This is a genomic window from Dermacoccus sp. CCH2-D9, from assembly GCF_001556795.1.
GTDB lineage: Bacteria > Actinomycetota > Actinomycetes > Actinomycetales > Dermatophilaceae > Dermacoccus > Dermacoccus nishinomiyaensis.
Genome location: NZ_LSJT01000005.1, coordinates 1 through 9957, shown reverse-complemented (window position 1 = coordinate 9957; position 9957 = coordinate 1). Strand labels below are relative to the sequence as shown.

At 68.5% G+C, this 9957-nt stretch carries 9 protein-coding genes; 3 read left to right on the top strand and 6 right to left on the bottom strand.

The features are described from left to right. On the top strand, window positions 1–1673 hold a 1673-nt coding region (locus AX669_RS00530), incomplete at its 5' end, for an oleate hydratase (protein ID WP_062255937.1). A 139-nt stretch (window positions 1674–1812) separates the two neighbouring features. Here AX669_RS00530 and AX669_RS00525 read toward each other — a convergent pair. From AX669_RS00525 to dnaK, 4 genes are all read right to left on the bottom strand, one after another. Then, window positions 1813–2322 (bottom strand): heat shock protein transcriptional repressor HspR, encoded by a 510-nt coding sequence (locus AX669_RS00525; protein ID WP_082740404.1) that lies wholly within the window; start codon window positions 2320–2322, stop codon window positions 1813–1815. After that, window positions 2319–3335, bottom strand: coding sequence for a DnaJ C-terminal domain-containing protein (locus tag AX669_RS00520; RefSeq protein WP_062255934.1), 1017 nt, complete (start codon window positions 3333–3335; stop codon window positions 2319–2321). Before AX669_RS00520 ends, AX669_RS00525 begins: the two co-directional genes overlap by 4 nt. 178 nt (window positions 3336–3513) lie before the next feature. Next, window positions 3514–4143, bottom strand: a complete 630-nt coding sequence (locus AX669_RS00515) for a nucleotide exchange factor GrpE (RefSeq protein ID WP_062255928.1) — start codon at window positions 4141–4143, stop codon at window positions 3514–3516. Window positions 4144–4264: 121 nt separating this feature from the next. Continuing rightward, a complete protein-coding gene (gene dnaK / locus AX669_RS00510) occupies window positions 4265–6151 on the bottom strand; it encodes a molecular chaperone DnaK (protein WP_006946091.1) in 1887 nt (628 codons plus the stop codon). A 328-nt stretch (window positions 6152–6479) separates the two neighbouring features. On the opposite strand from dnaK, the gene AX669_RS00505 reads away from it, so the two are divergent. Then, window positions 6480–7532: an alpha/beta fold hydrolase gene (locus tag AX669_RS00505; protein ID WP_062255926.1), complete on the top strand. Its 1053-nt coding sequence runs from the start codon at window positions 6480–6482 to the stop codon at window positions 7530–7532. Between the two features lie 118 nt (window positions 7533–7650). Continuing rightward, entirely contained in the window at window positions 7651–8097 is a 447-nt protein-coding gene (locus AX669_RS00500) for a M48 family metallopeptidase (protein ID WP_082740402.1), read from the top strand. Window positions 8098–8194: 97 nt separating this feature from the next. Here the strand turns inward: AX669_RS00500 and AX669_RS00495 are convergent, their stop codons facing one another. Together AX669_RS00495 and AX669_RS00490 are read right to left on the bottom strand one after the other, a co-directional pair. Beyond that, window positions 8195–9058, bottom strand: coding sequence for an oxidoreductase (locus tag AX669_RS00495; protein ID WP_062255924.1), 864 nt, complete (start codon window positions 9056–9058; stop codon window positions 8195–8197). A 66-nt stretch (window positions 9059–9124) separates the two neighbouring features. Then, window positions 9125–9886, bottom strand: a complete 762-nt coding sequence (locus tag AX669_RS00490) for a sulfite exporter TauE/SafE family protein (protein ID WP_074041116.1) — start codon at window positions 9884–9886, stop codon at window positions 9125–9127. Window positions 9887–9957: the final 71 nt, after the last annotated feature.

Below are 9957 nucleotides of genomic sequence, written 5' to 3'. Positions count from 1 at the left end.
TCGCGGGCCTCGCGGCGGCCGTCTTCATGATCCGTGACGCCGCCGTCCCCGGCGAGAACATCACGATCCTCGAGAAGGGCTCCCTCGCCGGTGGCGCCCTCGACGGGATCGAGGAGCCCGAGAAGGGGTTCGTCATCCGCGGTGGACGCGAGATGGAGAACCACTTCGAGTGCCTGTGGGATTGCTTCCGCACGATCCCCAGCCTCGAGGTCGAGGGCGCGTCCGTGCTCGACGAGTTCTACTGGCTCAACAAGGACGACCCGAACTACTCGCTGCAGCGCGCCACCGTCGAACGCGGCCAGGACGCGCACACCGACGGGTTGTTCACGCTGAACAAGAAGGCGCAGAAGGATCTCGTCAAGGTGTTCCTCGCGACGCGCGAGGAGATGGAGAACAAGCGCATCGACGAGGTGTTCGGCCGCGACTTCCTCGACAGCAACTTCTGGCTCTACTGGCGCACGATGTTCGCGTTCGAGGAATGGCACAGCGCACTCGAGATGAAGCTGTACCTGCACCGCTTCATCCACCACATCGGCGGACTTCCGGACTTCTCGGCGCTCAAGTTCACCAAGTACAACCAGTACGAGTCGCTCGTGCTGCCGATGACGAAGTGGCTGAGCGAGCAGGGCGTGCGTTTCCAGTACGACACGGAGGTGACGGACGTCGAGTTCGACCTGACGGCGTCGGCCAAGCGCGCGACCCGCATCGAGTGGACCCGCTCCGGCGAGCACGCCGGTGACACGGGCGTCGACCTCGGGGACGACGATTACGTCCTGATGACGATCGGCTCGCTCGTCGACAACTCCGACGAGGGCGATCACCGCACCGCCGCGACGCTGAACCGCGGCCCTGCCTCGGCGTGGGACCTGTGGAAGAAGATCGCGCGCAAGGATCCGTCGTTCGGGCGCCCCGAGGTGTTCTGCAGCTCCATCGACGAGACGAAGTGGGAGTCGGCGACCGTCACGACGCTCGATGAGCGCATCCCCGAGTACATCCGGCGCATCGCCAAGCGCGACCCCTTCAGCGGACGGGTCGTGACGGGCGGCATCGTCACCGTCAAGGATTCGAGCTGGCTCATGAGCTGGACGGTGAACCGCCAGCCGCACTTCAAGAAGCAGCCGAAGGACCAGATCGTCGTGTGGGTCTACAGCCTGTTCGTCGACACGCCCGGCGACTACGTCAAGAAGCCGATGAGCGAGTGCACCGGCGAGGAGATAACCGCCGAGTGGCTCTACCACCTCGGCGTGCCCGAGGCTGACATCCCCGAACTCGCGGCGACGGGCGCGAAGTGCGTACCGGTCATGATGCCGTACGTGACGTCGTTCTTCATGCCCCGCAAGGCCGGTGACCGCCCTGACGTCGTGCCGGAGGGCGCGGAGAACTTCGCCTTCATCGGCCAGTTCGCCGAGACCAGCCGCGACTGCATCTTCACGACCGAGTACTCGGTGCGCACCGGCATGGAAGCCACCTACCAGTTGTTCGGCGTCGAGCGCGGTGTGCCCGAGGTGTTCAACTCGACCTACGACGTGCGGACGCTGCTCGACGCCTCGGCGCGCCTCAAGGACGGCGAGAAGACCGAGCTGCCCGGCCCCGCCGTACTGCGCCGCAAGATCGCGAAGGGGCTCGACTCCACCGAGATCGGCGTGCTGCTGCGCGAGCACGGCATCCTGTGACGGCAACCTGACGCCCGCATCGCGCGCCGAGGCCCTCATCCCGAGTCGGGGATGAGGGCCTCGGCCATGCAGGTGTTGTACGACGACGGTGTGGCGCTGCGTCGTGCGCTCCGGAGCGTGCGTCGTGACGAGCTCGGGCTCAGCGGGTGCTGTACGGCCGGAGCGAACGCCCGATCGAGCGCGGGCGCGGTCGTTCGCCGGGCCCCAGCGCGACGATGCCGTCGCGTCCGGCCGCGAAGACGCACGTGTGAGAGCGCGATTCGAGTGCGTCCCGGTACTGCGCGTTCTGTTCGCTCAGCTCCTCGATCTGCGCCCGTAGCGCCGTGACCTGGTGCTCGAGCTCCATGATGCGTTGGATGCCGGCGAGCGAGACTCCCTCCGACGACAGCTCCTGCACCCGACGCAGCTGCGCGATGTCGCGCATCGAGTAGCGGCGGCCGCCGCCACTCGTGCGTTCGGGGGTGACGAGCCCCAGACGGTCGTACTGGCGCAGCGTCTGGGCGTGCATCCCGGCCAGTTCGGCGGCGACGGAGATGACGTACACCGGCTTCGCCGGAGCGTCGAGGCCGTGCAGCCGCTCGTCACCGACGCGTCCGTTGTGGTCGTCGACGATCTCGCCGAGCCGCCGTTCGACCCGCGACGGCGTCACGACGCGGCCTGACGCGCCTTCGCGAGCAGCTCTTCGCGCGGGTCGGCTTCGCCCGCCGCGAGGGTCTCGACGGCCCGACGCTGCTCGTCGGTGAGCTCCTTCGGCACGACGACGTGAACCTTCGCGATGAGGTCGCCGGTGGCCTTCTTCGTCTTCACGCCACGGCCCTTGACGCGCAGGCTGCGGCCCGAGGGCGTGCCGGGCGCGACGCGGACCTTGACGCTCTTGCCGTCTAAGGTGGGCACCTGCACCGTGGCGCCGAGGGTGGCCTCGGCGAACGTCACGGGCAGCTCGACGGTGAGGTTGTCACCGTCGCGGCCGAAGACCGGGTCGGTGCCGACGCTGATGTGCAGGATCATGTCGCCGTTCGGGCCACCGCCGAAGCCGGGACGGCCCTTGCCGCGCAACCGGATCTTCTGCCCGTCCTTCACCCCGGCCGGAATGCGCGCGGTGAAACTCTGACCATCGGCGTCGCTGATGCGCACCTCGCTGCCCTCGACGGCCTGACGGAACGTGATCGACGCGCGCGCCTCGACGTCCTCGCCTCTCTGGGCGGCGCGCTGACGGGAGCCGCCGCCGAAGCCGGAGCTGAACCCGCCGCCCCCGAAGCCTCCGCCGGCGCCACCGAACTGGGCGAGCAGATCTTCGAGGTTGATGCCCTGCTGGCCACCCGCCCCACTCGAATAGGTGCGGTAACCGCTGCCGCCGCCCCCGCCGAACATCGACGAGAAAACGTCCTCGGCGCCGCCGGCACCGCCGCTGAAGCGGGCGCCGCCTCGCGCCATCTGACGCACGGCGTCGTACTCCTGACGCTGCTGCGGGTCGGAGAGCACCTGGTTGGCCTCGCCGATCTCCTTGAACTTCTGCTCGGCGGAGGTGTCACCGGGGTTCTTGTCCGGGTGGTACTTGCGGGCCAGCTTGCGGTAGGCCTTCTTGATGTCCTCCTCGCTTGCGTCCTGCGCGACACCGAGGGTGGCGTAAAAGTCTTTTTCGAACCAGTCCTGACTGGCCATGCGCACCTCCTTCGTGGTTTCACGCCGGCCGGTCTCGGACCGGGCGTGCATCGCGTGCGCGTGCGAACGGGGTTTTCAATTGTGTGTCGGCGGCGCCCGGTGGGGGCGCAGCCGCGACGTCAGCGAAGCAGATTGCCCCGCGGCACGAAGCGACTCGGCTCGGCCGCGGCGCGCTCGATCAGCCTGCGACCGAGACGCGGGCGGGACGCACGACGCGCTCGCCCACCTTGTAGCCCGGCTGCAGCACCTGCACGACGAAGGTTCCGTCGACGCCCTCGGGCGCCTCGGCCTCGACGTGCATGAGCGCCTCGTGGACGCTGGGGTCGAACGCCTCGTCGACCTCGCCGAAGCGTGCCACACCGAAGCGGTTGAGCGTCGATTCGATCTTGTCGGCGATCTTGCTCATCGGGCCCTCGGTGAGGTCGCCGTGCTGGCGCGCGAGCTCGATGTCGTCGAGGACCGGGATGAGGGATTCGACGACCGAGCCGATCGTCGTCTCCTTCTCACGAGCCCGGTCGCGCTCGACGCGGTTGCGGTAGTTGACGTACTCGGCCTGGATGCGCTGCAGGTCGGACAGGCGCTCCGCAGCGAGCTTCGTGTCCGGGTGCTCGGCGACCGCGTCGTCAGCGCTCGTCGCGTCGGGGCCGGCCTGCGTGGCGGCCTCGTCGGAACGCGTCTGCAGGTTCTCGGGCTGCTCTCCGCCGGGCAGGTCGGAACCCACACCGCCGGCGAACGAGTTGTCGGTCTCGCCCTGCGTCGCACCGTCGGCGTTGTGGGGCGTGGCGCCGCTCGTGTTCTGGTCCGTCATGACGGACTCCTTCCTGCCACCTCCTGGTGGCGAAGCGGCCGGTGGACTCCCCGTGGGCAGCCCACCGGCCGTACTCGTGTCAGGGGCCGACCGGGGTGCGCGTGGCACCCCGGTCAGGCACTCACTTGGAGGTGTCGTCGTCGTCCTCGACGACCTCGGCGTCGACGACGTCGTCGCCACCCTGCTTCTGCTCGCCTGCAGCGCCCTCGGCACCGGCCGCACCCGCGGCGTCGCCGTTCTCGGCCTGCGCGGCGTACATCGCGGCGCCCATCTTCTGGCTGGCCTCAGACAGCGCCGTGGCCTTCGCGTTGATGTCCTCCGGCGACGCGGACGACTCCGGCTTCAGGGCCTCCTTGAGCTCGGCGAGGGCGCTCTCGGTGGCCGACTTCTCGTCAGAGGGCACCTTGTCGCCGTTCTCCTCGAGGAACTTCTCCGTCGAGTAGATGAGAGCCTCGCCCGTGTTGCGGGCCTCGGCCTCCTCGCGACGCTTCGCGTCCTCGGCGGCGTGCTCCTCCGCCTCGCGGACCATGCGCTCGATGTCCTCCTTCGGCAGCGCGGAGCCACCGGAGATCGTCATCGACTGCTCCTTGTTCGTGCCACGGTCCTTCGCGGAGACGTGCACGATGCCGTTGGCGTCGATGTCGAACGTGACCTCGATCTGCGGCACGCCACGCGGCGCGGGAGCGATGCCCGTGAGCTCGAAGTTGCCGAGAGCCTTGTTGGCCTTGGCGATCTCGCGCTCACCCTGGAACACCTGGATGTCGACGGACGGCTGGTTGTCCTCAGCCGTCGAGAACACCTCGGTGCGCTTCGTCGGGATGGCCGTGTTGCGCTCGATGAGCTTGGTGAAAAGCCCACCCTTCGTCTCGATGCCGAGGCTCAGCGGCGTGACGTCGATGAGCAGCACGTCCTTGCGCTCACCCTTGAGCACACCGGCCTGCAGCGCGGCGCCGACGGCGACGACCTCGTCCGGGTTGACGCCCTTGTTCGGCTCCTTGCCACCGCACATCTGCTTGACGAGCTCGACGACGGCCGGCATGCGGGTCGAGCCACCGACGAGGACGACGTGGTCGATGTCGGAGATCTTGACGCCCGCGTCCTTGATGACGTTCTCGAACGGCTTCTTCAAGCGCTCGAGCAGGTCCTTCGTCATCTGCTCGAACTGAGCACGCGTGATCGTCTCGTCGACGTGGATCGGGCCGTTCTCGCCCATCGACAGGTACTGGAGGGAGATGTTCGTCGAGGTCGAGCTCGACAGCTCCTTCTTCGCCTGCTCCGCGGCGTCACGCAGACGCTGCATGGCGATCTTGTCCTTGCTCAGGTCGACGCCGGACTCGCTCTTCACCTTGTTGATGAGGTGCTCGACGATGCGGTTGTCCCAGTCGTCGCCACCGAGCTTGTTGTCACCGGAGGTGGCGCGCACCTGGATGGTGGAGAAGCCGTCCTCCGCGTCCTTGCCCACCTCGAGCAGGGAGACATCGAACGTACCGCCACCGAGGTCGAAGACGAGGATGAGCTCGTCCTCCTTGCCCTTGTCGAGGCCGTAGGCGAGGGCCGCGGCGGTGGGCTCGTTGACGATGCGCAGGACGTTGAGGCCCGCGATCTCGCCGGCCTCCTTCGTGGCCTGACGCTCGGCGTCGTCGAAGTAGGCGGGAACCGTGATGACGGCGTCCGTGACCTCTTCGCCGAGGTAGGCCTCGGAGTCACGCTTGAGCTTCATGAGAATACGGGCCGAGATCTCCTGCGGCGTGTACTTCTTGCCGTCGATCTCCGTCGTCCAGTCCGTGCCCATGTGGCGCTTGACGGAACGGATGGTGCGATCGACGTTCGTGACCGCCTGACGCTTCGCGATCTCGCCGACGAGGATCTCGCCGTTCTTCGTGAACGCGACGACGGATGGGGTGGTGCGACCGCCCTCGGCGTTCGCGATGATCTTGGGCTCGTTGCCTTCGAGAACGGCGACGGCCGAGTTGGTGGTACCGAGGTCAATACCGACTGCGCGACCCATGGTGGGATCTCCTTCGTTCGAGGAAACGACGATCTGTGCGCGCGCCCTGCAGGCGTGGCCCACACCGTCAGATTGACTGATATTGACTCAACTCTGTTTCGCCGTGAGTGTCAACCCTCGGCTCATCAAAGTTGCTGTTACTTCACTCAACTTGTTTGATCCGCACTTCATTCCCCGTCGCAGAAGTTTTCTCCGGGCCCCGTCTCGTCAGCCTTGGACGAGCCTCGCCCGTCGCGCGGACGCCGCCACTACCCCTGGGTAGGATCGCGGGATAGACAGGGCGAGCGCGTGTGGGTTCGCCGGCGCTGCGGGACGATGGAGAGCGACGATGCGGACAGAGCCCGAGCAACACGCGACGAGCGGAAACGTGACGGTCTCGCGCGTGCAGCACGGCCCCTCCCAAGCGCGCGTCACCTCGATCAGCGGCCCCCGCGGTCGCGACTTCGTCCTCGTCGCCGGCATCGGAGTGGCCTCCGACTATTACGTTCGCCTCGCCCTCGATCTCAATCAGGTCGGCACCGTCCACGCCATCGACCTTCCCGGCTTCGGCGGCGTTCCGCACGGCAAGCAAACGCCCGGGATCGAAGGATTCGCGGATCTCGTCGAGGCCGCGATCACCCAGCTCGAGCTGGACGACCCGGTCCTCGTCGGGCATTCCATGGGCTCACAGGTCGTCACCGAGGTCGCGGCGCGGCGCTCGGATCTCAGCACCATCGTCCTCATCGGCCCCGTCGTGAACTCTGCCGAGAGCAGCATCGCGCGCCAGGCGTGGCGCCTCGCCCAGTGCGCCGGGCGCGAACCCTTCGCGATCACCGTGCACGTCCTCATCTCCTACGTGCTCTGCGGGCCGTGGTGGTTCTTCAAGGTGCTGCCGAAGATGATGAACTACCCGATCGAAGAGCGGCTCCCGCACGTGCGCGCGCACACCCTTATCCTGCGTGGGCAGCACGACGCGACCAGCCCGCGCTCCTGGGCACGGCACCTGTGCGACATCACGCCGCACGCACGCGCCTGGGAGATCCCGAGCGCAGCGCACTCCGTCATGTACGCGCACGCCGGCGCCGTGGCCGCCTTGATCATCGAGCACATGCAGCACCCCGAAGCCGCGCACGACGACCCTCGCGATCGACAGATCGACCAGCGCACGAACCCCGACGAGCGCCGCTCGCTCGTGCGCTTCCTCTCGCGACTGCGTGGCGGTGCGACGACGCTGCGCGGGATGGTCACCGGCGACGATGCGCTCGTCGCCCGCGGCAGCCGCCGCTCCCTCGCCGGATACGACGGCCCGCACGACTCCCCCGACGTCGATGCCGTACCCCTCGACGCCGCGGAGGCCGCGGAGGACGAGTCGACGTCCGAAGCGGCACGCACGACGGACTGACGAACCCCGCGGTGTGCTGCCACCACTCGTCGGCGCGCGGTTCGGAGGCGAGGTGATCGGGAACAGCGGCGCCGCAGCGATGGTTGACGCGGACACACCGCGACGCACAGGAGCAGCCATGAGCGACGAGACCTTCGAGCCCACCACGCCGATGAAGGCGCACGAGCCGGCGGCCACGCCGACGATGGAGCAGATGCTCGGCGCGGCGACCAGTCCGTCAGGCCTGCACACGATCACCGACCCGAGCGGCGACCCCTACGAGACCCTGCGCACGGCCAAGGAGCTGTTCGACACGCGCAAGTACACCGAGGCGGCGCGTCTCATCGAGGGCATGACCGGCACGCCGGAGGGCGCGTCGCGTGATGCTCGCGAACTGCTCGCCCGCAGCTACTACCACTCGGCGCAGCTGACGAAGGCCACCGTCGCGGCCCGTGAACTGCTCGACGTCGACCCGACGAACGTCGACGCCGCCGTGCTCCTGGCCCGCTCGCTCGAGCGTGCGGGCAAGAAGGACGAGGCCGCCCCGGTGCGACGCCTCGCCCAGTCGCTCGGCGCCGACATCTGACGCACGTCGGAGGGCAGCATCTGGTCTGTGAGGGCACGGAAGAACGCTCCCATCGACGTCAGCTGCTGCCGCTGCGACGGTGCGCGGCACGCGCCGCTCAGCGCAGGGCGTTCAGCGTCATGAGGTCGTCGTCACTGAGGGTGACGTCGCGAGCCGCCGTGTTCTCCTCGAGGTGCGCGATCGACGATGTGCCAGGGATGAGCAGGACGTTCTCGGCGCGCGCGAGCAACCAGGCCAGGCCGACCTGCGCCGGCGTGACGCCGCGTTCGGCGGCCATGCGCTGCACCGCCCGGTCGTCGCCGACCTTCGGCAGGTGCTCGAACGCCGAGCCGAGCGGGAAGAACGGCACGTAGGCGACGCCACGCTCACGGCACAACTCGAGCGTGGCGTCGTCGTCACGCATGAGGAGGTTGTAGGCGTTCTGCACGCACACGGCGCCCGCGTCGAGCGCGACGCGCGCCTGCTCGGTCGAGACGTTGCTGACGCCGAACGCCTCGAGCTCCCCCGCCTCGACCAGGCCCTGCATAGCACCGAGCTGCTCCTCGAGGGGGCAGGCGTTCTCCTCGCCGATCTCGTCGACGGGCATGACGCGCAGGTTGACGACCGGCAGCCGCTCCACGTCCAGCGTCACGAGGTTCTCGCGGACCGCGGCCACGAGCTGGTCGGGGCGCTGCGCCGGCAGCCACTCACCCGACGGGCCCCGCACGGCGCCGACCTTGGAGACGATGACGAGATCGTCGGCGTAGGGATGCAGCGCCTCCTTGATCAGTTCGTTCGAGACGTTCGGGCCGTAGAACTGCGACGTGTCGATGTGGTCGATGCCGAGCTCGACGACGCGACGCAGCACGCGGACGGCCTCGTCGTGATCGCGTGGCGGACCGAACACGCCCGGCCCGGGAAGCTGCATGGCGCCGTACCCGACGCGTCCGACGCGATGACCGGCGAGAGTGAAAGTGCTCATGCGTCATTCGACCACGTCGGCCTGGGGGCAGGCGGCGGCGCCTCGCAGATGCTCGTCAGATGAGCGTCAGAGCGTGAGAAGACCCCGCACGAGCGCCGACGCGCCACCGAGCGCGGCGAGCGCCATCGCGAGTCGCTTCGCCTGCGCCGTCGTCACGCGAGGCGTGAGACCCTCGCCGATGCGGACACCGATGAGCACGAGCACGACGACGAGCGGCATGAGCCACCAGGGCGGCAACTCGGTCGAGCCCGTCGACCCGAGCGTCGTCTTCGCGATGACCGAGATGGCCCCCATCGTCATGAAGATGGGCTGGAGGGTCGCGGCGAACGATCGATGCTCCCACCGCGTCAGCCGGGAGTGGATGACGAGGACGGGCGCCGAGACCCCGCACAGCGTGTTGAAGAATCCGCCGATGCCGCCGGCGACGGGCGTCGGCCACGCGGACGTGACGTGCGGTAGACGGCCGAGGCGATCGGCGCCGACGGTGAAGCCGATTGCGCCGAGCACCGCCACTCCGACGACGACCTGCAGCCAGGCCGCACTGACCTCGCGTACGACCACGGCACCCACGAGAGCGCCCGGCACGACACAGGCGCAGATGATGCCGGCGCGCCGCCAGTCGACGTCACGTCGCAACGTCAGGGTGAGCAGCAGGCCGGAAACGGTCGTCGTCGCGTTCGCGAGCAGGACGCCATGGGCGGCGCCCATGATGAGCGTCAGTGTCGGAGCCAGGACGAGCCCCATGCCCGAACCCGACAGGCGTTGGAGCACCGCGCCGACGAGGATCGCCGCGACGACGGCGGCGAGCATCGCGGCGGTGAACTCCATCCGCACATCCAAGCAGGTCGTCCCCCGCCGCCGTTCCTCTGGTCAGCGGGCCACGTTGGTGGCCTGGGGCG

Bases quoted from the DNA above. Each gene is read 5' to 3' on its own strand.
- AX669_RS00520 (WP_062255934.1), bottom strand. From the start codon at position 3,335: ATGGCCAGTCAGGACTGGTTCGAAAAAGACTTTTACGCCACCCTCGGT.
- AX669_RS00515 (WP_062255928.1), bottom strand. From the start codon at position 4,143: ATGACGGACCAGAACACGAGCGGCGCCACGCCCCACAACGCCGACGGT.
- dnaK (WP_006946091.1), bottom strand. From the start codon at position 6,151: ATGGGTCGCGCAGTCGGTATTGACCTCGGTACCACCAACTCGGCCGTC.
- AX669_RS00505 (WP_062255926.1), top strand. From the start codon at position 6,480: ATGCGGACAGAGCCCGAGCAACACGCGACGAGCGGAAACGTGACGGTC.
- AX669_RS00500 (WP_082740402.1), top strand. From the start codon at position 7,651: ATGAGCGACGAGACCTTCGAGCCCACCACGCCGATGAAGGCGCACGAG.
- AX669_RS00495 (WP_062255924.1), bottom strand. From the start codon at position 9,058: ATGAGCACTTTCACTCTCGCCGGTCATCGCGTCGGACGCGTCGGGTAC.
- AX669_RS00490 (WP_074041116.1), bottom strand. From the start codon at position 9,886: ATGGAGTTCACCGCCGCGATGCTCGCCGCCGTCGTCGCGGCGATCCTC.